We start from the raw sequence: 22,159 nt of genomic DNA on the forward strand, positions 1-22,159 counted from the left end.
TCACATGTCCTTCCCGCTTCAGTTCCGCAGAACCACGCCCGGCGTTCTACTGGCCGCGTTCCTGCTCGTCCTGGCCACCGTGCTCGTAGGCTCGGGCCAGTCGTCCCAGGCGGCCGCGCTCGAGGCCGCCGCACCGGCCAAGGCCGCCAAGAAGCCCACGGTCGTGCTGGTGCACGGCGCGTTCGCAGACGCTTCGGGCTGGAACGACGTCACCAGCCGCCTGCAGAAGCAGGGCTACCCGGTCTACGCCTGGTCCAACCCGCTGCGCGGCCTCAGCACCGATGCGGCCTACCTGCGTGACTTCCTCTCGACCATCAAGGGCAAGGTCATCCTGGTCGGCCACTCCTACGGTGGTGCGGTGATCACCGAGGCCTCCACCGGCAACAAGTCCGTCGAGTCGCTGGTCTACGTGGCTGCCTACGCCCTGGCCAAGGGCGAGAACGTGGCGGCGGCGAACGAGCTCGGCGGTGGGCACAGCTCCGTGGTCGAGAACATCGTCGTGCGCCCGTACCCCGGCGCACCGAAGGGTGACGGCGACGCCATGGTCAAGCCCTCCAAGTTCCACGACATCTTCGCCCAGGACCTGCCGCGCTCCCTCACCAAGGTCATGGGCGCGTCCCAGCGCCCGGCGGCCCTGAGCTCCCTGGTGATCCCGGCCGGCGAGCCCGGGTGGAAGACGATCCCCTCGTACTTCCTGGTGGCCAAGAACGACCACCTGATCCCGACCAAGGCGCAGGACGCCATGGCCAAGCGTGCGGGCGCCACGACCAAGCGGGTCGCCAGCTCGCACGTGCTCATGATGACCCACCCCAAGGTCACGGCGGACTTCATCGTCCGGGCGGACCGTCAGCGCTGAGGCCCTGATCCGAACCTGACCCGAAGTGGTCCCATCGTCCCGACCGACGGTGGGGCCATCGTCCATTGTTCGCAGCTCTGAAAGGACCGAACGTGAACGTGACTCATGTGGGCGGGCCCACCGTCCTGCTCGAAATGGGCGGCTGGCGCATCCTTACCGACCCCACGTTCGATCCTCCCGGCCGCCGATACAACTTCGGCTGGGGCTCGTCGTCCCGCAAGACAGTGGGACCGGCCCTGGACGCCAAAGACATTGGGCCGATAGACCTCATCCTGCTCAGCCACGACCACCACGCCGACAACCTCGATGATTTAGGACGCTCGTTGCTTCCGTTGGCAGGGAAAGTGGTGACGACCGTGGCCGGCGCCGGGCGACTGGGGCTGCCGAATGTGGTGGGGATGCAGGCCTGGGAATCCCGCGTCTTTCGCGCCGAGGGCAAGAGTGACCTCAAGATGACCGCGACCCCCTGCCGACACGGCCCGCCGCTGAGCCGGCCCATTGTCGGCCAGGTAATCGGCTTCGTCCTGGAACCGGAAGACCAGCAGACCATTTGGATGACCGGCGACACGGTTCTCACCAAAGCCCTCGGGCAGGTGTCCGCGCAATTTGATGTGGACGTGGTTCTGCTGCACCTGGGCGGTGTTCGTTTCCCGATCACCGGCCCTCTGCGGTATTCGATGACCGGCCGCGACGCCCTTCGCCTGATCGAGCAGGTCCATCCGGGGCTGGTTCTGCCGGTCCACTACGAGGGTTGGGCGCATTTTGCCGAACAGCGAACCGCTTTGGACCGAGTATTCGAAACAGCTCCGGCTTCTGTGCGGGAACGGGTCAAGTGGCTGCCCTTGGGGGAGGCGGTCAGCCTGCCCCGCTCCTGATGCTCGAAGAGGGACCCGGCCGGGCTACGCAAGAATGGGGGACGTCTTGCGGGGCACCTCAACGGACCCAGACGCGCAGGTCACCGACCGCTTCGAAGCCACCGGCAAGGGCCGCTCGGAGCGGCGCCCCGCGCTCGTAGCCCACCATGGGACGGTCGGGAAACAGCGCCGCGACGGCATCGGCGAGCTCAGCCCAATCCAGCACGTGGCCTTCGACGGCGTAGGTGTTGGAGACGTCGACCGCGCCGCTACCCAGGCGGGCCACGGCTCCGGCGACGATGCGCCCGTCCACTCGTCGGGCCAGGACAGCAAAGGCCCCGCGCTGCAGCAGCCCGGGAAGCAGGACCTCGGTGGTGTCGTGCAACGCCGTCCACTCCGCCAACTGCTCGTCGGTCCGCACTCGCGTCCACGGGCTGGGGCCCGGATCCGTAGAGCGGACCGGCGCCGGCCGGCGGTAGATCCAGGTGGCGGAGAACAGGATCCGCATGCCCGCACTGGACAGGTCCAGGGCGGCGAAGCTGTCTTTGACGCCGGCGTTCATGCGGCCCTTAAGACGCTCTTCGATGAGCTCGGCCGTCACCTCCGGCTCCAGCGCGACTGCGTCGGAGTGCAACGGCGGCGGGGCGCTCAGCGAACTCCACACCCCCTGCGAAATCACCGATCCCACGCCGTGCAGCGCGCACAGGTCCTCGTACCAGCTGATGCTGGCGTCGATCGCGGTACGCAGACGGGGATCGAGCGCTGCGGATTCGTCGGGGGCCACCGGGTTGTTGTGTATGCCGCTCATCAGTGTTCATTCTGCGGCACCGACTTCTGGATGCGCTCGTGATTTTTCGCCGTATGCCTGGTTCCGTATGTTCAGGGGCCGGGCCGGTCCCGGTCGTTCAATTGGACATACCCTGTGTGCTCAGACGGCAGGAAGGATCTCGGGTGGACGAGCTGGACGGTGCAGGCCGCTGGTACGAAGTTTTCGCAGACTTCGCCCGGCGGTACGGCGTCGACAAGACCATGGAGCTGATGGCGCCGGAAATTCCCGCCCAGCGCGCTGGAGACGCTGAAGCAGCGGTGGGTGGCCGGGGGAGAAGACCCGGAACTCAGGCTTGAAGACGTTCTCGCTGCCCGACTGCGCATCTCGCGCGATCTGTTTCTGGACGTCTTCGGCGCGGGTTGGGCGAAGCAGGAGCAACAGAATCGCGATTGGCCGTTCCAGCCAGACCGGCAACCTTGGTATGTCGCCGGGACACCCGCCCAGCTCATGCTCCAGATCGACGACGGCATCGCAACGGTCGCCCGGCCGGTGGGACGCTGGCAGGGCGTCGCTGAACTCGTCTATGAACCGACCGGCAGTGTCGTACTCGCAGGTGATCCGGAAGCGGACAGGAAGGTGATCGCGGGCTTACTGGCGGCCCGTCGATCGTCCTTCCGGTACTGCCCTCTGTGCCGGGAGCAGACCCCACCCGAACTACGGGACGGTGGGCTCGAATGCATGAGCTGCGGAGAGAGGTGGCGCGGAATCCTGCACTGATCACGCCGGGGGACGGGTGAATTCGTTGTGCAGATCGGCGATCCGCCCCTGCGAGTCGAGCTGTGCGTGCTCAATCCCGGCGATCGTGATCAGCGAGCCGTCCGTCTTACGCGCTGCACAGACCCATTCCGTGCGCTGGCGCCCGTCGGGCAGGACGGTCGTGGTCCAGAAGTGCTTGGACTCCGCATGGTCCGCCACGAACTGGGCGTAGAACTCTCTGATGGCCTCCGTGCCACGGAACGGCACATCGGCGATCTGAACGACGGCCTCCGGGGCGAAGACCGCGAGCAGCTCTTCGAGAAGCGACTTGTCGGCGATGGCGCGGTCAGTTGCGGCGATGTAGCGGTCCATCGTCAGAGTCATGTTCGCGTGCTCCTTCTCGGGTTTCACGACTGCCTGAGCCAGGGGTAGCGCTCGGTGTCCTTGCCCGCGTAGTCGGGATCGAGGTAGATGAAGCACCGCTGGATCAGGAAGTCACGCACCTCGAACACATCCGTCCACCGGCCGGCCGCCCAGTCGGGAACGCCGGCCCGCCACGGCCCGTCCCGATGCTCCCCGTGGCTCGTCCCCTCCACCGCGAACACGTCGGTGCCGGACATGATCCAGGTGAATTCCGCGTAGTGATGCAGGATCTGCTTCAGCGTGCCGCCGATGTCGCCGAACATCCGGCCGATCTCGTCGCGCCCGGTGGCGATCCCCCACTTCGGGAACATGACCTGAGCGTCCTCTGCGAACAGGTCGACGATCGAACCCCCGGTGGAGGTGACGCCCCCGCGGTCGAACGCCTTGAGGTATTCCAGCGCAACGCTCTTGCGTTGCTCGTCGGTCATGGTCTGGGTGGCGACGGCCATCGTCGAATCCTCACTGGGCGGGGCACCAAGAACATTCAGTGTCCAGGGACCCGGCCGCTGCCGGATCGGTCGGCGTATGGGTCGGGCCCGCAGTGCCTAGTTTCGGATAAATCGACCTGCGATCGGAAAAACCGTACCTTGATAGGTATGCAGCGCATCGGGGTTCGCGAGCTGAATCAGAACACCAGTCAGATACTGGCGCGGGTCAGCGGCGGTGAGTCGCTGGAGATCACTGATCGAGGACGCCCCATCGCCCGGCTCGTGCCGGTCACGGAAGACCAGTCCACCCTGGCTCGTCTGGTTGCTTCCGGGAAAGCTCATCACGGACATCCAGTGAGATCCGGAGAATTCTGGTCTGGGCAAGCCTGAGTGCCTGAAAGCACCTCTAGCAGGGTGGGTATCGCGCCACGCAACGCAGGAGGACCGGTTGATCTATCGGATCGAGGACGACACCTTGCTCATTATCAGTGCACGACGCCAGTACTGACGGCAGGTGGTCCGGGACTGCGGGTCGGGACGGAGTGAGAACCAGCAGTTCATGGGTGAGTCTGCTCGCTGTGACGTTCAGAAGTTGTAGGCCCACGCGACCTTGTTCTTCACGAGAAGCACATTGATCCGCTTCGATTGATAATCGTCGTTCACGGCAGCACCGCAGTCGTCGTCCTTGCCGAGGATCCGGAATCGCCGAAACACTGGCCCCGGCCCCTTGGCCAGCTCACGTACGTCGGCAAGGTTGAGACCAACAAGATCCGGCCGGGCTATCGCTAGGCGGCTTTGCTTCATCACCGCGTCCCAATCCGCGGCACAAGGGCTGGGTACAGCCGGCCGCATCCCAATCGCCGCATTCCTGGCCCGCGCTTCGACAGTGTGTCTGTCTTCGCACACGGCGAAGTCGATCACCGTGACGACCTCTCGGGGGCCGATGCAGATCTCACTGACGACGCCCTCTGAGCCGAACGAGTCCTGGGTGTTGTCGGTCGTCACCTCTACCCGCCCGGAAGTCAATGAGCGGTAGGTCCGGGTGATCGGATCACCTTCGACGGTGAGAAAAGTGTGCTGCAGTCGCGCTGCCTTGTCCGCTGCCAGAGCGCCCAGGAGGCAGTCGGCGGCCTTCTCGCTCAGCCGTTCTCCCTGACTCTGCGTCTGGGTTCCGCAGTCGAGGACAGGTGGCGATGACGCACCCGGTGTGGTGCTCGTAGAGGCTGTAGGCAACGTTCTGCTGCTGCTCTCCGGATCGCTGCAGCCGCCCAGCAATGTCGCGGTCACCGCAGCCAGGGTCAAGCCGAACCCAATGCGCATCCACGCCGATCGGTCGTCGAGCGTCGAACTTGATGCAGTTGCGCTAGGACGATCGCGGCACGCTCAGCAGATCTCCTCCCTTGGACCAAGTGGTCGTGCGCGCATAGGCGGGGTGCCGAACTGGCAGAACTGCGGCAGCCAGGACCAGGTCGGTGAAGTGCGAGCGGTCGGGGTGCGAGCTACGTCCCGATCGACCCTTACATGTTTTAAGTCCTTATCGTAGGGTTGCGATCGCAGAGAGCGACGTTCGGGGGAGGTCATGCATGCTCGATGCCAAACAGCATCAGGGCAAGTTCGGCGAGGACTACGTTCGAGTGCTGGCCTCTGCGGCAGGCTTGCTGGTGTTCGAGGACGATCTTGACGTCGATGGTGTCGACCTGGGCTTTCGCGCGACAGGCATGTACGGGCGAACTTTCTCGCCGATGATCGAGGCGCAGATAAAGACCTGGTCGACGTCCGTGCCTGCGAACTCTGCAGGGCATCTCACGTATCGCGGACTGAACGAATGGCAGTTCAATCGCCTGGCTGGCAACGATTTCACAGTTCCCCGATTTCTCTTCCTGATCTGCGTTCCCGCTGACCACCAGCGGTACACGAGCATCGGGACCGACGGAGTTATGCTTCGGCATCTTGGCTATTTCGTCTCCCTGCAGGCTGAACCTCGCATTGTTGATCCGGACAAGAAGCGAAAGCGCACGGTCAAGGTTCCGATCGCGAACGTGCTGACGGTCTCGGCGCTGCGGAGACTGACGGAAACCCAGTCGGCCTGGTAGGCGACTGTGGCGAGTGCTGTAACGGTGGAAGACATTGTCAGCTACCTCTCGGCCACGGGGTGGACGCAGGACGGCGACTGGCGAGGCGCTAGCGTCTGGCGTCACTCCGGCGACTACCAGGTTCTGGTGCCCGCCCGAGATGGCATGGGAGACGGCGATCGAAGAGTCCGGGAAATACTGCGCTGCTTGTCATCGCTGGAGCAGCGGGCCGAGACCGAGATTGCGCAAGAAATCGCCAGCCCACTCCTGGACAGGCAGTTCTTCCGAACTTTTCCCGTCGCTCACGAGTCCGGCTACACATCCCTTTCATCCGGAGTGCAGACAATCCTGGGGGTTCAGAAGATCCTGGGGTTGGCGGCCCGAACCGTTGCTCAAGGCCCGCACTTCGCCTTCGCTGGCCGCAGGCCGCGAGCTGTGGGGGACATCCTGCAGGCGGTAGAACTCGGACCGTCCCGCGCGGGCAGTTACGTGGTGGAGGTCCGGTTGGCCACAGAGCTGACCGTGCGCACCTCCAGCGGAGTGGAGGTGTCCGGACGCGCTGTCTTGGTGCAGGCGTTGGAAGCCGCGACCATGGCACGAACTGCGGCCCTGGACGACGATCCGGTGACCCTCGAGCAGGCAGTACTCGCTGGCGTGTCGGCTGAGCTGTGTCTTGCGTTAAGTGACCTCTCGGGTGTCGGACGTAAAGAGCCGTTCGAGATCACATTTCAATGGGCGCGAGCTCGGCCTGCCGACCACCCGGCGGACGTGGTCAGCTTTCCCCAGGAGTCGGGCCGTCTGTTGCAAGCTGCCGCGACCAGATTGAAGGGCTTGAACGCATTCGGTCCCGCTTCGGTTTCCGGGTTGATCGAAGGGCTTCACGACGATGCGAACGGCGACGATCGCTGGCGTATCAAAGTGCGCGGCGAGTTGCGCACGGACAGATCCGAAGGACCGCGAAGGGCGGTTTGGGTGCGGCTGGCTGGTCAGGCCGAGTATGACCGGGCCATGTCTGCTCACCGGGATCGCCGCACCATTCATGTGTCTGGCGACCTTTCCAGTGCTACAGGGCGGGTGGAACTCATCCCCGGCCCCGACATCACGCTATGAACCACCTACCAAGCCTGCTTTCGGAGGATCTTGTGGCACGAGAATTCACTGTTCGAGACCGTGCAACGCTGTACGCGCTGGCTGTAGTCGCTCGACCAGCGACCAATCGTGAGCTTAAGGACCTGGTGGGTCTGGAAGTGACGGCCGAGGTTCGGCGCCGCGTCAACGTGGGTGACCCGCTGATTGAAAGCAAGAAGCGAGGAAGTATTCATCGCCATCGACTCACGCCGACCGGACAGCGTTGGTGCGCAGCCAACCTGACTGCCGGCCGGCCCGACGGTGCCAAGTTCCCTGCCGGTGTGCTATTTGCTGTGCTCGAGAGCATCGCGCAGGACCTGGATCACGGCGCACGCAGCTTCGACGATTTCTTCAAGCCGGATATCGAGTTGTGGATCCGCTCTGCGTACGCCGAGTTGACGATTCGTCGCCCCGCAGGAAGCTGGGTGAAGCTTTCTGACCTGCGGTCCTGGCTGGACGGCGTCAAGGCAGAGACTCTTGATTTCGAACTTGACCAGATGATTGAGCAGCCCGATGTGGAGCTGATCGCGGAGCCCGGGCAAAGTGTGCTTACTGAGGAGGACCGCGCAGCAGCCGTGACCATCGGTGGCGAAGCACGGAACCTTTTGAGGATTGGCACGAAGTGAACGCCCTGGACGCCCTGGACGAGGTCGACCTCGGCGTCGCTCCCCGAGCGGACGATGTTTGGGACTCGGTCTCGAAGAGTCACGTGGATGGGCTTCACGCAGAAGTCTCCCGGCGTTTGAAGAAGTCCATCAGAGCCGTTGTTCGTTCGGAGTCCCCGATCGCCATTGTGGTGCAGGGGGAGCGGGGTTCTGGAAAGACGCATCTACTCAGTTGGGCGAGGCAAGAGATCTTCCGCCAGGGCGGGTTCTTCTTCCATATGAAACTCGTCGCGGGGCGGAACTTCTGGGAAAGCGCCGTGCATAGCATGATTGACGGTGTCTACCGACGGGATGACGCGCACATCAGTCAATTGCAGCATCTACTGCGAGGGTTGTGCGCCGTGGCGGATGTCGACGAGGCAGTCGCTGCTGCCATCCTCGGTGGCAGCCAGCTGACACCCGACCATCTCGATCTGCTCGTGACCGGGATCCGGCGGAAAGACCGGCAAGTTGGAAACGAGGCCGCGCAGACGGTACGCGCTCTCACGTTGATCGCCGGTTCCGGTGACATCGCTGAGATCGGAACCGGCTATTTTGCCCTGAACAACGGGGAAGCGGAACGTCGGGCTGCCTGGGGCTTGTCCGCGCAGGCCCGGCCGGCCCAACTTGTGCTGCGCGACCTTTCACGCCTCCTGGCAATGGTGGGGCCAGTGGTCTTTGCTTTCGACCAGCTGGACAACCTCAGAGCAGCCTCTACATCGTCCATAGGTACAGCTTCGACAGCTGACAACCGGACGGCGGTAAAGATGAACAACGACATCACCGCGGGACTGATGGAACTGCGTGAAGAGGCGCGTCGAACGCTCATTATCGTGGCCTGCCAGCCAGGCACCTGGGAGAGTATTTCCCGCTCAGCACTCAAGTCGGCGCTGGACCGCTTTGAGATGCTGCCGCCTCTGACCAACATCCCCGATCAAGACACGGCCGCCGCGATCATCAGTCAGCGGCTACTTCCCGCCTACGAGGCAGTCGGATTCGAGCCGCCTTATCCGACCTGGCCGATTGCCGCGTCAGCGATTGCTGAGGCGCCGCAGCGCCTTACCGCCCGCAGGCTGCTGTTGGCGGTCAAGGGCCATATCGAGGCTTGCCTGAGCGCACGGACGGTCAGCGAGCTCAGGGCGCTGGACGGTTCGGTGCAGCCGCCTCAAGAGCATCCGCCGATTGACGTGCACCCACTGAATGAGTTGTTCGAAAAGCTTCGCGATGAGGCGGACGACAGTGCACCGCTGGACCGAAACAAGGAAGACCGTCTGATCCCCGGACTTCTGGCCGCCGGGCTACAAGCTCTGACGATTGAACTGGGCATTGACAGTTCGAGGGTAGCTGTAGAAACCGGGTTCGGTGGTAAGAAGGCTCTCCACGCCCGGCTTCGGTTCGTCATCGACGAGTCCCGTGAGTCCGAAATTCACTGGTCGTTTCGTTCCAACGCTTTCCGGCGTGGAGACGCAATCCAGACTCGTCTGGTGAATGCGATGGCGGAAGCGGAACTTGCGGAAGGACTGAGTAGTCGCCGCCTGACCATCCTTCGTAACCTGCCATATCCCACGAACACAGAGCTCGTCCAAACGCTGCTGGAGTTTGACCGCAAGGGTGGGCACCGTGTGCCGATCAATGCAGCGGATCTTCGTACTCTGGCGGCACTGCAAATCGTGCTGCAGCAGCGCCCGCCCAGCCTTCACGAGTGGCTAAGAAGTGAGCGGCCAGCAGGCCAGACCGACGTGTTCGCTCCCGTGGCGAAAGATCTGGAAGAGTACGCAACGGCGACGAGGCCATCCTTGCAAACAAGTTCGGCCGTGGCCGATGGTGAGCGCGAGCGGCCGCTCGCGGGGACCGAGATATTGATTGGCCGGACTGTTCGCGGCGACCGTGAATTCACAGTTGCTACGGGGCAATTGAGAAAACATGCGGTCGTGGTCGGAGCGGTAGGTTCGGGCAAGACCGTCCTGATCAGACGTCTGATCGAACAGTGCGCGCTTCACGGTGTCTCAGCCATCGTCCTCGATCCCAATGGAGACCTGGGACGCCTTGGAGATCGATGGCCTATCACCCCCAAAGGTTGGACTGATGAGCACGAGCGGGACGCTCAGCGCTATTTCGCCGAGACTGAGGTGAAGGTCTGGACGCCAGGAATCAATCGTGGACGCCCTCTTGCGTTTCACTCGATCCCTGACTTTTCTTCCGTGGTGAGCGACCGGGACGACTTCTCCCGCCTGCTCGCTTCTACCGTCGCTGCCCTTGCCCCTGACGCGGGGATCCGTGGCACGACGGCTCGTTCGACGCAGCAGCGAGGTGTTCTGCAGCGAGCTCTGGAACTCTATGTTCGCGAGGGTGGGCAACGACTGTCCGGCCTGATCGATATTCTCTCGGAACCTCCTGGGGAAATTGTCAACAGCAGGACCAAGAATTTGGCGACTCAGATGGCAGACACACTGCATGGCATCATGACCACAGACCCGCTGCTGGATGAAGACGTCGAACCAGTGGATGTGGCAGCGCTCTTACGTCCCGGCGCGGGCAGGAAGTCCCGCGTATCGGTGATCAGCTTCCTAGGCTTGCCCGGTGACAGCGGCCCCCGTTTTGTCTCTCAGTTGCAGGGCGCTTTGTTCTCTTGGTTCAAGGCGCATCCCACCAAGGATCCTGCTCTCGGAGGGCTGCTGGTTATGGACGAGGCGCAGAACTTCGTTCCCTCCGGCCGAGCGAATCAGAGTACGGACAGCACCGTGGGGCTCATCCGGCAGATCCGGAAGTACGGTCTGGGCGTTGTTCTCGGAACGCAGGCGCCCAAGGGCATTCACAATGAGGCGCTCGGCAATACCGCAAACCAGTTCATTGGGCGGTTGACGTCGCCTGTGCAGATCGGTGCCGCAGAAGACATGGCACGGGCGCGGAACGCCGTACTCGACAATGTCGGCGGCCTGTCTCGTGGAACCTTCTACGCCACCGGAGAAGGAGCCACCTTCAGTAAAACGCAAGTCCCAATCTGCCTTAGTCATCACGCCGAACCGCTGCAGGAGCACGAAGTGGTTGAGCGAGCTCGTCGCTGAATGAATGATCTCGAACGTCACGAGACCTGGTCAACGGACTCCGCCTCCTGCAAGGTCTGTCGCTCCGATGTGCCTACATACGAGGCCGGAGGTTCCGCGGCATTCATCCAGGCCATGGCCTCAGTGGTGATATTGAGAAGATCAGCAGCTGACGCGGAAGCTTGCGGTGTTCCTGGTGCGACCGCGGCGGCGGAGGGGCTACTCAGGGCCGTTCGTGCAGGAACCAAGCGTTGGTGTGGGCCAGTTCCCAGGCCAGCTGTAGCGGGGGCACGTGCAGGTTGCCGGCCATGGCCAGGTGCTGACGAGCGAGTTCGAAGGCCTCGGGGCCGAACGCGGGTCGACGGGTGGTGACGAACTGGAGCATGGTTCCCCACGAGGCGACTATCTCGGCTCCCCAGGCTTCGTTCCATTGACGCATGCAGGCGGCCAGGTTGGCGGTGTCGTCCTCACCGAAGTAGTAGAGCCAGGCGGCTGACAGCCAGGGGCTGGTCGTCGGCAGAAGTGCCAGGTGCACCTCGGTGGCCTTGTACCAGTCCAGCGCACCAGAGGACGTCTCGCTCTCATCAACGGGACCCAACTGCGCGAGCCGTTCAGGGGCGTCACAAATGTGTTTGAGAAGGTGCTCGTTCAACGTGTAGTCGGTGGTCGGCGCAGGGATGCCGGGTAGCAGTTCTCTCGCCACCGCATCGGAATCCCAGGCCGGACCGGAGCCCCGAAAGTTCAGGAGTTGAGAGACCGTCTCGAGATCGACCTCGTCCATCGACCAGTATTTTCGGTCCAGTTCGGCTTCCAGCGCGTACTTCTCGGGCCAAGGATCGAGAGAATGGACTGCTGTCTCGAGCTCCTGCAGCTCAGCCGCTTCAACTTCGTAGAACTCGTCCCGGAACTCCTCGCCGGCAGCGACGGGGCGACGTCCGGTGACCGCCATGAGATCCCGGGCAGCCTGCCAGCCGGCGAGAAGATTCTTGGGATCCAGCCACGTCACTAACAGTACGTCGCTTTCGGGGACTATCTCGACGTTCAGGCCTTCCAGTGCTGTGCCACGGAAGGCGTCCATGAGTTCGCGAGGTTCATTCAGCACGTGGGCGAGTATGGCAGCCCCGAATCAGGCGCAGTCGTCGCAGATCCCGGTCTTCGGAAGGGCCATTCCGTGGATCGGGCAGACCTTCTCTTCCGCCTCGATGTTCTTGACCCCGCCACCGTAGTAGCGGAACGTCGACAGTTCGTGCCACTCGTGGGTCTCGTTCGCGTACATGTTCGGGAACAGCTCAGATGGAAGCTCTTTCGTGTACGGCCCGAGGCGCCAGGCGACATAGCCCGGGTTGATGGTGAAGACCATCTGGTTGTTCACCCACACGCCGAGGTAGCCGCCGCTCGGTGGGGCCAGGTACGCGCCGCCCTCGATGGCGTCGAGGGCGGCGGCGATACGATCGCGGTCGGCCTGCGACCACGACTCCCGCCAGCTCAGCACCTGGTCCCGGGTCAGCTGCCTGCCTTCCATGGCCATGTCGTTCACCCTTCTGTCTAAGAACTTTCAGGACGATCGGGCTTGCTTCCAGAGGTCGGCCTGCTCCTCGGTGAGCCGGTAGTGCGCTTCGGCCGGGTGCCCGGCTCCGAGTTCGGTGCCCCAGCGGAACTCGAGCATCCAGTCGCGCCCGTCGTAGTGCTTGTTGATGTGCCGGGTGAGGGCGGAGAACGCGCCCTTGAGGTTGGGGCGGGGCACGCCGGTCAGCTCTTCGAGCTGGGTGGTGGAGAAGTAGTCGCCGGGCTTGCCGGCGAGCACGTCGAGCACCTTGCCGATGGTGAGGCTGGTGGCGGTGGGGGTCTCGGCGAAGCGGCTCAGGTCTGCGACAGACCAGGTGGTGGCTGGTTCGGGCAGGGCTTCAGCATGGCCGGCGGCCTCGAGGCTGGCGATGAACCCGTAGACGGCGGTGAGGTGGCGCCGGGGGACGTGGACGGGGACGAGGGTGTCGTCGGGATCGGTCGGCATGGGTTCTCCTCGGGTCGAAGCGCTCGTCTGCTGCTGAGCATCAGTCTGAGCTCTTCGTGCGCTCTGGTCAAGTACATGGTCTGTTTTGGAGTACTTGGAGTATGGACAACAGCGCTACGCGCTGCTACCGATGGGTCACTCACTAAGCTCCGTGGGTGTGCCGAGGATCTGGTCGATCATGGTGACTTCCGTGCTTCTGGTCGCGTGCAGCAGCTCGTCCGAAAGGCCGCCGAGCCGGCGCCGGACGGCGCAGTCATGGATGAGGTGGCGCAGCAGGTGGTGGGTGCCGCGGTTCCCGGCTTCATAGCGCGGATCGATGATGGTCGAGGGGCCGAGCGCACGGCGCTGGGGGTGGCGGACCGGGAGGCCGACCGCGCGATCCAGGCCACCGACCAGTTCCAGATCGGAAGTATCACCAAGGCTTTCATGGCGACGCTGTGTCTTCAGCTGGTGGACGAGGGCAAGGTCGATCTGGATGCGCCGGTCGCGGAGTACCTGCCCGGCGTGGCGCCCAATGGGAAGAAGATCACCGTTCGCATGCTGCTCAACCACACCAGCGGCCTGTTCGACTACATCGACGACGACAAGTTCTGGGCGTCCTGGGAAACGAATCCGGAGCGGCTCTGGACCGAGGACCAGCTGCTCGCGATGGCGTTCCCGCATGGGCCCAATTTCGAGCCCGGGGAGAGCTGGGGCTACTCGAACACCGGCTACATCGTGATCGGAAAGCTGCTGCAGAAGGTGGCCGGGCAGAACCTGCCCGAGCTGGTGGATGAGCGCATCACGGCCCCGCTGGGCCTGAAGAAGACCTATCTGCCCGAGACTGTGGCCACGAACATCGACCAGGGATACGCGCGCGGATACTCGGTGAAGTTCGATGGTGCCTCGCTCGAATACACCGACACCGCAGCTTGGCCCATCGACGGCAGGGCGGGTGCGGCCGGCGCCATGATTTCCGACCAGGACGATCTGGCCGTCTTCGTCTCGGCTCTGTTCGCCGGCAAGCTGTTCTCCGACGAACAGCTCACGCAGCTGAAGACCGTGGTGGACCTGCCTGCGGCCTACCGGTCCGAGAATGCCTACGGCCTGGGTGTTCACAGGGTCGTGACCCCGTGCGGAACGGTCTGGGGCCTTCGAGGTCAGACCGACGGGCACCAGAGTTTCGCCATGGCCACGGAAGACGGGAAGCGTACTGCCGTCAGTGATGTCACCGCAGTGCCGTACGGCGACGAGTGGAACGACGGGATGCGGCGTTGGAGCGAGGTGACCGAGGCTGCGGAGGTCGTGACCTTGTGTCAGATGCTCGGTAAGCCTGCCCCGGCCTCGGTCGGCGCGCGCCTGCGCGGTACACCGGGCTGAACCTGGCCCTTGTGCAAGGAATGCAGGGTTGGAGGGCGTTCAGGGGCGGCTTCGTCGAGTCAGTGCGCGCCAGCGGGGCTGCTCGGTGATCACCACGACGACGCAGAGGGTCGTCACCGCCACCGCGATCCAGGTGGGCCAGAGCGCCCAGGCCGCTGCCGTGGCCGCGACCAGATGAGACAGCAGCATGAGGATGGTGACCGCGCCGGGGACGGCGATGGGGGTGTCGCCGCCGGGCCGGTCGCCGGGAGTGCTGAAGATGGCGGGAGGAACGATCAGCAGTAGGACGACGCCGATGGCCAGAAGGATGGAGTGTGGCCAGAGCGCCCAGGGGGCGGCGATCCAGGCGATCAGTTCGGTCAGGAAGCGCAGACCGCCCGAGAACAGGTCGTGGCCAGGGGGCTTGGAGCCGGAGGTCGGGGTGCGGTCTTGTTCCCTGGGGGTGCTGTCCATGGCGTTCGTCCTTGTCCGGCAGTCACAAGCTTTCTTGATTAGCCTCAAGCTAACTGCATTAGCCAAGGAACGTCAAGAAGCGGGCGGGCACCCCACTGCTTGAGGTGCCCGCCCGCTGTCGGACAAGAATCAGGGGATGTACTGCTCGGCCAGCGACGTCACGGTGCCCTTGTCGCCGTTGGTGTGACGCAGCCACACGGCGACGCGGCGGTTGTCCTTGTCGGCCTGCTTCAGCCGGGTGATCAACTGCTGGCGGGTGATCTTGTGGCGGTTGGTCTGCTGGTCGAACGAGACCAGGTCCAGCTCGCCGGTCAGGCCGGCCTTCTTGGCCACGGTGAACGTGTACTTCTTGGAGCTCTTGTCCACGACCTCGTATCCGCTGACCGACTCTCCGCCGGCGATCTCGTTGGCGGTGCGGCCGGTGTAGAACTCGGCGCGGTCGAAGCGGATCTTCACCACGCCGTTCTTCACCGTGACCTTGTCGATGTAGCCGAAGTCCAGGCCCTTCTTGGCCTTTCCGGCCTTGGTCATGCGGTTGGCCGGGATCAGCGAGTAGTCCGGCTTGGCGGCTGCGCTCGCCACCGCGACGGTGCCGGCATCTTCGGAAACTGCGGCCTGGGCCGGGGTACCGACTGCGAGCAGGACACCGGCGCCGGTCACCGAGGCGGCGAAGGCGGCGGCGAGACGAATGCGCTTGCTGGACACGAACACGGGGGACTCCCTGCTGAGCGGCTGCCGGGCCGGTGGGCCACTGGCCGTTTTTCTTGGACGCAGACTTCGATGCAGCACCCAGCCAAAAAGTTCAGAGTCTGGCCAGAAAGTTTCTGGCCGTGGGACAGGTCACTGCAGCAGCACCCAGCCGTGCTTCACAAGCTCCCTCAGCTCAGCCTGGTAGTCACCCCGGTCGAGCCGGCGAAGGTCGACCACCCGGGGAGGGCTTTCGACCGGGTAGGTGAAGAGCACGGCAGCCAGGCTGAACGCTTTTGGCGTGAGGTCGGCTTCCAGGAGTTCCGGAGGGAGGCCCAGAGCGCCCTCGACGCCAGACTGCGAGCGCAACTGCTGGGCATGCGGCGTCAGAAGGATCAGGTTGTTGTCGTCGATCACCGACAAACCTCTATCCAACGATCATGGCCGTGCCGAGCCGCTCGAAGCCCAGGCGTTGATAGACCCGGGCCACGTTCTGGTCCGCGGCCGAGAGGAAGATCGTCCGGATGCCCCGGGCTCGGGCGTCGGCGATCAGTGCGGCAGTGACGGCGGCGCCCAGACCGCGACGCCGGGCGGTGGGCAGGGTGGCAACGCCGACGATCTCGGTGACATCGCCGACGGGGTTGTGCTGGCCGGCGCTCAGCGGGTTGCCGTCCGGGTCCAGGGCGGCGCAGAAATACGTTGCAGAAGAGCGAAGCTGGGCCTGCGCGCGCTCGATCGTGCCGTCAGCCGTAGCGGCCGCGACCTCGTCAGCCAGATCTGTGTCCTTCCCCGAGAAAGACAACCGCTGCACGGCAATCGCAGCGCCCAAGGCGGGGCTGTCCGCCGTCAGAAACTGCACCGGCGCGGTAGGCGGAGACACCTCGGCGTCGGGAGGCAGGACCAGCAGGGGACATGAAGCGACCTCAAGGCCTGCCTCCCGCGCAGCCTCCGTCAGCCCGGGCGAGATCTCGTGCACCCATTCGAAGGTCTCGGGTATGCCGAGTTCACGCTGGCGCGCTCGTACGGCCTCGATGTTCTGCGCGGCCACCGCTTCCTGGGCGCTCAGGTGGGACGGGCGTAGAAGGGGTGACCGCCGTTGTCGCGGACGAACAGCGTCAGGGGGCCGAAGTCCTCGGCCCGTGCGCTGAGCCGGGGGACGGTGTCGTAATAGCGTTCAAGTTCTTGCAGCGTGGCTTCCATCGGGCCAGTGTCCCGAAACTCATGATCACGGCGCAGCTGGATTATCAGTGCGCGCTCGTCGCCACCCGTAGCCCCAGGCCGATCAGGACGACGCCGGTGACGCGCTCGATGTTCACGCGTACCCGCGGCCGGGACAACACCGCGCCGAGAACACCGACGGCCAGGGAGAACAGGCGCCACCAGGCCACCGCGACGAGCAGGAAGACGGCGGCCAGGGTGGCGGTGGTGGGCAGGGCGGGTTCGCCGGGGGAGACGAACTGGGGGATGAGGGTGAGGAAGATCAGGGCGATCTTGGGGTTGAGCAGGTTGCTGAGCAGGCCCTGCCGGAAGGCGGTGGCGGGGTCGGGGGCGGCGGTCCCAGTCTCCGTAGAAGCCGTCACCGGGGGCTGCTTGCGCGCATGCCACACGGCCAGGATGCCTAGGTAGATCAGATACGCGGCGCCGGCCAGCTTGATGATGGTGAACGCCGTGGCCGAGGCGGCCAGGACCGCGGCCACACCCACGGCCGAAGCAGCGGCGTACACGCTGATGCCTGCGCAGCAGCCCAGACCTGTCCACCAGGCCATTCGCACGCCCCCACGCACGCCGTTGCGCAGCACCAGCGCCATGTCGGGGCCGGGGGTGAGCGTAAGGATCATGACCACGGCCAGGAAGGGCAGGAGTTGCTGGGGCATGCGAGGTCCTTGCGGGGCGGTGGGGATCGGACCCGGGATTCCATCACAGTCGGCCGGGCCGGCCGACAACCAACCCGGTGTAGCTCTGGATTTTCGGCGGCATCACCAGCTATCGTCACTCTGACGAATAATAGTCAGGACGACGAGAGGTGAGCGGGATGGATCTCCTGAGCGACTGGGTGGCGCCACTCAACCAGGCCGTGTTCGACCTGTGGGGGGCTCCCGTCACCTGGGCCGAACTGCTGGGCTTCATCACCGGCGGGCTGTGCGTCTGGCTGACCACCCGTGGGAGCATCGCCAACTTCCCGGTCGGGATCGTCAACTGCGCCATGTTCCTGGTGCTGTTCGCCTCGGCGCGGCTCTGGGCCGATGCCGGCCTGCAGATCGTCTTCATCGCGCTCGGCATCATCGGCTGGTGGCAGTGGTTCCAGGGGCGGAACGAGGTTCAGGAGGAGAGCCCCATCCGGGAGGCCGATCGGCGTACTCTGCTGATCTGTGTGCTCGCGGTCGTCGTCGGGACTGCCGTGCTGACCGTGATTCTGCGCGAGACCCACGACTCCAGCCCGTTCCTGGATGCACTGACCACCTCGCTGTCGCTGGTGGCTCAGTGGCTGCTGAACACCAGACGGGTTGCCACCTGGTTCTTCTGGATCGCGGCCGACTGCATCTACATCCCGCTGTACGTGAGCAAGGACCTGTACCTCACCGCCATCGTCTATGCGCTCTTCCTGGCGCTGTGTCTGGACGGGTTGCGCCGGTGGCGGGCGGCCGCAGCAGTGAAGGAAACGATCCACGCGTGAAGGCTTATCGGCACGGCCTGTTCATCGGCAAGTTCTATCCGCCGCACCGGGGGCATCATCGGGTGATCCGGCAGGCCGCGGCCGAGTGTGAGCGCGTCACCGTGCTGGTGATGGCCTCGATCGCCGAGACCGTGCCCCTGGAGCACCGGGTCGCCTGGCTGAAAGCAGAACATAAGGACGAGTCTCAGGTCACCATTGGTGGGATCCGTTGTGATGCACCGATGGACGTCGGTGACGAGCAGGTCTGGCAGGCTCAGGTCGCGGTGATGCGGGCGGGTATCAGAGCCACTGGGCAGACCGTTCCCGTGGATGCCGTCTACTCGGCCGATGCCTACGGCCCGGAGCTGGCCGGCCGGTTCGGGGCCAAGGCGGTGTCCCTGCTGCGGGACGATCTGTCTGCCACCGCAGTCCGGGCGGATCCGGGCAGCCACTGGGACGATCTTGCTCCGGCTACGCAAGCCGGTTTGACCACCCGGATCATCCTGATCGGTGCGGAATCGACGGGAACTACCACGATCTCGTCCATGCTTGCCGAATCCTGCCGCAGTAAGGGCGGTGTGTGGGCGCGCACCGGGTGGGTGCCGGAGTACGGCCGTGAGTACACCACGATCAAGTGGGATGCCGAGAAGCGGGCGGCGCGTGAGGCCGGTCGGCCGGAGCCGGAACTTGAGGCAATCGTCTGGAACCACGAAGACTTCGACCGGGTGGCGTATGAGCAGACCCGAGCTGAGGAGTCTGCGGCGCGTTCCGGATCGCCGGTACTGATCTGCGACACCGACGCGTTCGCGACCATGCTCTGGGAACGCCGTTACCTGGGCGAGCAGGCCCGGCCGGCCCAGCCCTGGGCCCTGGATCTGCCGGATCGTCACCTCTATCTGGTCACTGACCACGAGGGTGTGCCGTGGCACGACGACGGGCTCCGGGAGGGCGATCTAGCCATCAGGGCTGCGATGACCGGGTGGTTTGTCGACGAGCTGACCGCGGCCGGGCATTCGTGGGTATTGCTCACCGGCACGCTGGAACAACGCCTGAAGCTGGCCGAACGCAGTGTGGAGCAGCTCCTGGCCCGGCGGCTGAGCTTCGGAGAGCCGTTCTCCGGCCCTGGATTCGGCGCGGGCTCACGCTACGCTGTCGAGTATGACTGACGGTCAAATGTCTGTTCAGGTGATCGTGGACTACATCGCCCACGACGGCACCCGGCGCAATCCGGCCTATTTCAAGCCGTTGGAGAAGGAATTCTCCGAAGTGCCCCACCCGGGCGACCTGATCGCGCTGATGGGCAAGGACATCGAGATCATGGGGGTCAGCGCCAGCCCCTCCGGAGAGACCTTCATCAGCATGTCCGACCAGACCGGCCGGGCCCTGCTGATCCAGGGGGAGGTGCTCACCCGCCGCTGGTCCACCCACGGTGTCGATCTGATCTGCAAGCCCTACCCCTCGCAGACACCGATCGAGAACACCGAGGAAGCCATGGAGATCATGGAGACGCTGATCAAGCTCGGCTTCCAGTCGGCCCATGAGCCGCACGACTGAGCCGGATCCGGATAAACAGGGCGGCCCCCAGCGGTCCCGGCGCGTACCTTCGGGTGATGCCCACCGCCGAACTGCGCACCGAACGTCTGCTTCTGCGCGACATCATGCCCGACGATTTCGACGCGGTACACGCCTATGCCGAGGATCCGGACAACCAGGCCTCGGCCCGGGTGCTGGAGAAGACCGGGCTGAGCCTGGAAGGCCGGATGCGGCACCACATGCAGATCAAAGGACGCTGGCGAGACTCGTTGCTGTACGCGCGGCTCGGCGGCGACCCGGCTTGAGATCAGACACCCCGACGCATTGCTCGGGTGGCCAGTAGCACGCCCGCGAAGGCCAGGAGCAGTGCGGCAAGCAGGCCCTGGGCGACCGCGGCGACGAGGAAGTCTCCGTTGAACAGGGCCCGGCAGGCGTCGACGACGTAGCGGCCGGGGTTGAACGCGGAGACCGTTTCCAGCCAGCCCGGGCCGGCGTTGACCGGCAGAAGCACACCGGAGAGCAGGATCACCGGGAACACGAAGACCTGGGTGACGATCCAGAACAGGTTGCCGCTGGGCAGGGCGGCGATGGCCAGCAAGTAGGAGAAACCGCTGAGCCCGACGCCCAGTACGGCCAGCAGGCCGAGGCAGGCCAGGGCACCGGGCAGGTGCAGGTTCAGGCCCAGTGGCATGGCCACGGCGATGATCAGCACGGCCTGGATCAGGAGCACGATCAGGTCTTTCGCGGTGCGGCCGGCCACCAGCGCGACGCGGCTGATCGGGGTGGCCAGGAAGCGTTCCATCTGGCCGCCCGACAGCTCCGTCATCAGAGCGTGCCCGGCGCCCAAGGGACCGAACAGGCACATCATCACCAGGATGCCGGGCACGAACCAGCGCCAGCTCGAACTGTCCTGCTGCAGATCGGCGCCGGAGAGCATCGGCCCGAAAAGCACCAGGAACAGCACCGGCTGGATCATCGCGAAGAGCAGGCCGATGGGGGAGCGCAGCTCTGGGGCTATCTCGCGGGCGAACACGGTGCGTACATCGTTCAGGAACTTAGGCACGGCTGTACGCCTCCCCGGTCTCGTGAAGCCGGCGACCGGTCAGGGCGATGAACACGTCGTCCAGCGAACTGCTGCCCGAAACCCGGCCCCGTAGCTCGGCCGGCGTTCCCTCGGCAACCACCTCACCCTCGTCCACAATCACGATCTGCCCGGCCGCCCGCTCCACCTCGTCCAGATAGTGGGTGGTGAGCACCACCGTCATGTCGTGCTCGGCGCGCAACCGGTCGATCTGCTCCCAGACCCCGGCCCGGCTGTGCGGGTCGAGGCCGGTGGTGGGCTCGTCGAGGAACAGCACGCGCGGCCGGTGCACCAGGCCGAAAGCAATGTCTACCCGGCGCCTCTGTCCTCCCGAGAGCGTGCCGGGCATGCGATTCGCGAGCGCGGCGATCCCGAGCATCTCGAGCGCCTCGTCGGCCCGCTCGCGGGCGACGTTCACCGGCAGGCCGAAACAGCGTCCTTGAGTGGTGAGTTCGTCTCGGACCCGGTAGTTCTCGCCGACCGCGGACTTCTGGCCCACGTAACCGATCTGGCGCCGGGCCCGGGCGGGCTCGGCCACGGCATCGATGCCGCCCACGTGCACCGAACCGGCCGTGGGCGGCAGGAGAGTGGTGAGCATGCGCATGGTGGTGGATTTACCGGCCCCGTTCGGGCCGAGCAGTGCAAGCAGGCCACCGGCGGGCACATCGAGGCTGACATTGCGTACGGCCTCGATCGGCTGCCGTCTGACCATGAACGTCTTACGCAGGCCGCGGGCCTGAACCATCATCGGCTCGTTCATGGATGGAACTCTAGACCTCATAAATGGAACTGCAAAGCTCCATTACTGAACTCGAGCATCCCGTTGCTATCGTGAGCGACGTGTCGACGCCCACCCGCAACCGCACCGAGCGGGCCATTCTCGAGGCCGCGGTCAGTGTGCTGGCCCGTGACCGGGCCGCCACGCTGCCGCAGATCGCTCAGGCGGCCGGGGTCGGGCGCACCACGCTGCACCGCTACTTCCCCGATCGGGAGGGACTGATGGTCGCGGCGGCCGAGCACGCCCTCGAGGCGATGGACGAGGTGACGGTTGCGGCGAGGCTCGACCAGGGCACCCCGCAGGAGGCGATGCGCCGGGCGGTGGCGGCGCTGGCCTCGGTGAGCGACCAGATCATGTTCGTGTTCGGGGACAAGTGCATGCTGACCGAGATCCTGCCCAAGGCCGCGCCGAACCTGTCCACCGACCAGGACCCGGTGATCATGCTGATCCGACGTGGTCAGCAGGAGGGCGTGTTCGACGCCGAGGCGAGCGCGGAGTGGATCCAGCAGATGCTCTGGGCCACCTGTTTCACCGCGTTCGAGCAGGTGCAGGGCGGCGCAATGGCCAAGTTCGACGTGGTGCCCACGGTGGTGCGCACACTGGAACGCGGGATCTCGGCGGGCTGAAGAC

Annotated in this window: 31 protein-coding genes; 16 read left to right on the forward strand and 15 right to left on the reverse strand. The window is 64.8% G+C overall.

The window, feature by feature from the left end:
• Nucleotides 1-4 precede the first annotated feature (4 nt).
• Nucleotides 5-856, forward strand: coding sequence for an alpha/beta fold hydrolase (locus tag QSK18_RS33960; RefSeq protein ID WP_285628041.1), 852 nt, complete (start codon nucleotides 5-7; stop codon nucleotides 854-856).
• A 92-nt stretch (nucleotides 857-948) separates the two neighbouring features.
• The gene (locus QSK18_RS33965; protein WP_232813958.1) at nucleotides 949-1,731 is read left to right on the forward strand and encodes an MBL fold metallo-hydrolase; all 783 of its coding nucleotides are present in this window, start codon (nucleotides 949-951) and stop codon (nucleotides 1,729-1,731) included.
• Between the two features lie 58 nt (nucleotides 1,732-1,789).
• Here QSK18_RS33965 and QSK18_RS33970 read toward each other — a convergent pair whose 3' ends face one another.
• The gene (locus tag QSK18_RS33970) at nucleotides 1,790-2,518 is read right to left on the reverse strand and encodes a hypothetical protein (protein ID WP_285628045.1); all 729 of its coding nucleotides are present in this window, start codon (nucleotides 2,516-2,518) and stop codon (nucleotides 1,790-1,792) included.
• A 143-nt stretch (nucleotides 2,519-2,661) separates the two neighbouring features.
• Between QSK18_RS33970 and QSK18_RS33975 the strand changes: the two genes are divergently transcribed.
• Together QSK18_RS33975 and QSK18_RS33980 are read left to right on the forward strand one after the other, a co-directional pair.
• A complete protein-coding gene (locus QSK18_RS33975; protein WP_285628050.1) occupies nucleotides 2,662-2,835 on the forward strand; it encodes a hypothetical protein in 174 nt (57 codons plus the stop codon).
• Nucleotides 2,801-3,256: a hypothetical protein gene (locus QSK18_RS33980; protein ID WP_285628052.1), complete on the forward strand. Its 456-nt coding sequence runs from the start codon at nucleotides 2,801-2,803 to the stop codon at nucleotides 3,254-3,256. Before QSK18_RS33975 ends, QSK18_RS33980 begins: the two co-directional genes overlap by 35 nt.
• Here QSK18_RS33980 and QSK18_RS33985 read toward each other — a convergent pair whose 3' ends face one another.
• Together QSK18_RS33985 and QSK18_RS33990 are read right to left on the reverse strand one after the other, a co-directional pair.
• Complete coding sequence (locus QSK18_RS33985) at nucleotides 3,257-3,646, reverse strand: nuclear transport factor 2 family protein (RefSeq protein WP_285628055.1); 390 nt, start codon at nucleotides 3,644-3,646, stop codon at nucleotides 3,257-3,259.
• On the reverse strand, nucleotides 3,643-4,107 hold the full coding sequence (locus tag QSK18_RS33990; RefSeq protein ID WP_232813954.1) for a nuclear transport factor 2 family protein: 465 nt from the start codon (nucleotides 4,105-4,107) through the stop codon (nucleotides 3,643-3,645). Before QSK18_RS33990 ends, QSK18_RS33985 begins: the two co-directional genes overlap by 4 nt.
• Nucleotides 4,108-4,254: 147 nt before the next feature.
• Between QSK18_RS33990 and QSK18_RS33995 the strand changes: the two genes are divergently transcribed.
• Nucleotides 4,255-4,476: a type II toxin-antitoxin system Phd/YefM family antitoxin gene (locus QSK18_RS33995; protein WP_285628059.1), complete on the forward strand. Its 222-nt coding sequence runs from the start codon at nucleotides 4,255-4,257 to the stop codon at nucleotides 4,474-4,476.
• A gap of 4 nt (nucleotides 4,477-4,480) precedes the next feature.
• Nucleotides 4,481-4,594, forward strand: coding sequence for a type II toxin-antitoxin system YoeB family toxin (locus QSK18_RS36145; protein WP_352396717.1), 114 nt, complete (start codon nucleotides 4,481-4,483; stop codon nucleotides 4,592-4,594).
• Nucleotides 4,595-4,671: 77 nt separating this feature from the next.
• Here the strand turns inward: QSK18_RS36145 and QSK18_RS34000 are convergent, their stop codons facing one another.
• Nucleotides 4,672-5,373 carry a hypothetical protein gene (locus tag QSK18_RS34000; protein WP_285628062.1) on the reverse strand — a complete coding sequence of 234 codons (702 nt, stop codon included), beginning with the start codon at nucleotides 5,371-5,373 and terminating at the stop codon, nucleotides 4,672-4,674.
• A gap of 296 nt (nucleotides 5,374-5,669) precedes the next feature.
• Here QSK18_RS34000 and QSK18_RS34005 point away from each other — a divergent pair, with 296 nt between their 5' ends.
• The 4 genes from QSK18_RS34005 to QSK18_RS34020 all read left to right on the forward strand — a co-directional run bounded on the left by QSK18_RS34005 (nucleotide 5,670) and on the right by QSK18_RS34020 (nucleotide 10,995).
• Nucleotides 5,670-6,179 carry a DUF4365 domain-containing protein gene (locus QSK18_RS34005; protein ID WP_285628065.1) on the forward strand — a complete coding sequence of 170 codons (510 nt, stop codon included), beginning with the start codon at nucleotides 5,670-5,672 and terminating at the stop codon, nucleotides 6,177-6,179.
• A 24-nt stretch (nucleotides 6,180-6,203) separates the two neighbouring features.
• Nucleotides 6,204-7,268, forward strand: coding sequence for a hypothetical protein (locus tag QSK18_RS34010; protein WP_285628068.1), 1,065 nt, complete (start codon nucleotides 6,204-6,206; stop codon nucleotides 7,266-7,268).
• 125 nt (nucleotides 7,269-7,393) lie between these two features.
• Complete coding sequence (locus tag QSK18_RS34015) at nucleotides 7,394-7,912, forward strand: hypothetical protein (protein WP_285628071.1); 519 nt, start codon at nucleotides 7,394-7,396, stop codon at nucleotides 7,910-7,912.
• Nucleotides 7,909-10,995: an ATP-binding protein gene (locus QSK18_RS34020; protein WP_285628074.1), complete on the forward strand. Its 3,087-nt coding sequence runs from the start codon at nucleotides 7,909-7,911 to the stop codon at nucleotides 10,993-10,995. Before QSK18_RS34015 ends, QSK18_RS34020 begins: the two co-directional genes overlap by 4 nt.
• A 202-nt stretch (nucleotides 10,996-11,197) precedes the next feature.
• Here the strand turns inward: QSK18_RS34020 and QSK18_RS34025 are convergent, their stop codons facing one another.
• The 3 genes from QSK18_RS34025 to QSK18_RS34035 are packed head-to-tail and all read right to left on the reverse strand — an operon-like array spanning nucleotide 11,198 to nucleotide 12,985.
• A complete protein-coding gene (locus tag QSK18_RS34025) occupies nucleotides 11,198-12,076 on the reverse strand; it encodes a DUF4253 domain-containing protein (protein ID WP_285628077.1) in 879 nt (292 codons plus the stop codon).
• 24 nt (nucleotides 12,077-12,100) lie between these two features.
• A complete protein-coding gene (locus QSK18_RS34030; RefSeq protein WP_285628080.1) occupies nucleotides 12,101-12,502 on the reverse strand; it encodes a hypothetical protein in 402 nt (133 codons plus the stop codon).
• Between the two features lie 27 nt (nucleotides 12,503-12,529).
• Complete coding sequence (locus QSK18_RS34035; RefSeq protein WP_285628083.1) at nucleotides 12,530-12,985, reverse strand: hypothetical protein; 456 nt, start codon at nucleotides 12,983-12,985, stop codon at nucleotides 12,530-12,532.
• A gap of 204 nt (nucleotides 12,986-13,189) precedes the next feature.
• Between QSK18_RS34035 and QSK18_RS34040 the strand changes: the two genes are divergently transcribed.
• On the forward strand, nucleotides 13,190-14,344 hold the full coding sequence (locus QSK18_RS34040; protein WP_285628087.1) for a serine hydrolase domain-containing protein: 1,155 nt from the start codon (nucleotides 13,190-13,192) through the stop codon (nucleotides 14,342-14,344).
• Between the two features lie 39 nt (nucleotides 14,345-14,383).
• Here QSK18_RS34040 and QSK18_RS34045 read toward each other — a convergent pair whose 3' ends face one another.
• The 6 genes from QSK18_RS34045 to QSK18_RS34070 form a co-directional block, all read right to left on the reverse strand.
• Nucleotides 14,384-14,797, reverse strand: a complete 414-nt coding sequence (locus tag QSK18_RS34045; RefSeq protein ID WP_285628090.1) for a hypothetical protein — start codon at nucleotides 14,795-14,797, stop codon at nucleotides 14,384-14,386.
• Nucleotides 14,798-14,926: 129 nt separating this feature from the next.
• Nucleotides 14,927-15,508 (reverse strand): hypothetical protein, encoded by a 582-nt coding sequence (locus QSK18_RS34050; protein WP_232813938.1) that lies wholly within the window; start codon nucleotides 15,506-15,508, stop codon nucleotides 14,927-14,929.
• A gap of 129 nt (nucleotides 15,509-15,637) precedes the next feature.
• Complete coding sequence (locus QSK18_RS34055) at nucleotides 15,638-15,901, reverse strand: hypothetical protein (protein WP_285628094.1); 264 nt, start codon at nucleotides 15,899-15,901, stop codon at nucleotides 15,638-15,640.
• A gap of 10 nt (nucleotides 15,902-15,911) precedes the next feature.
• The gene (locus QSK18_RS34060; protein WP_285628097.1) at nucleotides 15,912-16,532 is read right to left on the reverse strand and encodes a GNAT family N-acetyltransferase; all 621 of its coding nucleotides are present in this window, start codon (nucleotides 16,530-16,532) and stop codon (nucleotides 15,912-15,914) included.
• Between the two features lie 14 nt (nucleotides 16,533-16,546).
• Nucleotides 16,547-16,684, reverse strand: a complete 138-nt coding sequence (locus QSK18_RS34065) for a hypothetical protein (RefSeq protein WP_285628100.1) — start codon at nucleotides 16,682-16,684, stop codon at nucleotides 16,547-16,549.
• A gap of 44 nt (nucleotides 16,685-16,728) precedes the next feature.
• Nucleotides 16,729-17,358, reverse strand: a complete 630-nt coding sequence (locus QSK18_RS34070) for a LysE family translocator (RefSeq protein ID WP_285628103.1) — start codon at nucleotides 17,356-17,358, stop codon at nucleotides 16,729-16,731.
• A gap of 158 nt (nucleotides 17,359-17,516) precedes the next feature.
• Between QSK18_RS34070 and pnuC the strand changes: the two genes are divergently transcribed.
• Genes pnuC through QSK18_RS34090 form a run of 4 tightly spaced genes read left to right on the forward strand, consistent with a single transcriptional unit; the run spans nucleotide 17,517 to nucleotide 19,975 of the window.
• Nucleotides 17,517-18,158 carry a nicotinamide riboside transporter PnuC gene (gene pnuC, locus QSK18_RS34075; RefSeq protein WP_232813934.1) on the forward strand — a complete coding sequence of 214 codons (642 nt, stop codon included), beginning with the start codon at nucleotides 17,517-17,519 and terminating at the stop codon, nucleotides 18,156-18,158.
• Nucleotides 18,155-19,303 (forward strand): AAA family ATPase, encoded by a 1,149-nt coding sequence (locus QSK18_RS34080; RefSeq protein WP_285628107.1) that lies wholly within the window; start codon nucleotides 18,155-18,157, stop codon nucleotides 19,301-19,303. Before pnuC ends, QSK18_RS34080 begins: the two co-directional genes overlap by 4 nt.
• Nucleotides 19,296-19,691, forward strand: coding sequence for a hypothetical protein (locus tag QSK18_RS34085; RefSeq protein WP_232813932.1), 396 nt, complete (start codon nucleotides 19,296-19,298; stop codon nucleotides 19,689-19,691). The genes QSK18_RS34080 and QSK18_RS34085 overlap by 8 nt, the downstream gene beginning before the upstream one ends.
• Before the next feature lie 56 nt (nucleotides 19,692-19,747).
• The gene (locus QSK18_RS34090; RefSeq protein ID WP_232813931.1) at nucleotides 19,748-19,975 is read left to right on the forward strand and encodes a GNAT family N-acetyltransferase; all 228 of its coding nucleotides are present in this window, start codon (nucleotides 19,748-19,750) and stop codon (nucleotides 19,973-19,975) included.
• Nucleotides 19,976-19,977: 2 nt separating this feature from the next.
• On the opposite strand, the gene QSK18_RS34095 is transcribed toward QSK18_RS34090, so the two are convergent.
• Nucleotides 19,978-20,733, reverse strand: coding sequence for an ABC transporter permease (locus QSK18_RS34095; protein ID WP_232813930.1), 756 nt, complete (start codon nucleotides 20,731-20,733; stop codon nucleotides 19,978-19,980).
• Nucleotides 20,726-21,511 (reverse strand): ABC transporter ATP-binding protein, encoded by a 786-nt coding sequence (locus tag QSK18_RS34100; RefSeq protein WP_285628113.1) that lies wholly within the window; start codon nucleotides 21,509-21,511, stop codon nucleotides 20,726-20,728. The genes QSK18_RS34095 and QSK18_RS34100 overlap by 8 nt, the downstream gene beginning before the upstream one ends.
• A 71-nt stretch (nucleotides 21,512-21,582) precedes the next feature.
• Between QSK18_RS34100 and QSK18_RS34105 the strand changes: the two genes are divergently transcribed.
• Complete coding sequence (locus QSK18_RS34105; RefSeq protein ID WP_232813928.1) at nucleotides 21,583-22,155, forward strand: TetR/AcrR family transcriptional regulator; 573 nt, start codon at nucleotides 21,583-21,585, stop codon at nucleotides 22,153-22,155.
• Nucleotides 22,156-22,159 lie beyond the last annotated feature (4 nt).

The organism is Kineosporia sp. NBRC 101677 (assembly GCF_030269265.1).
Taxonomy (GTDB): Bacteria; Actinomycetota; Actinomycetes; order Actinomycetales; family Kineosporiaceae; genus Kineosporia; species Kineosporia rhizophila.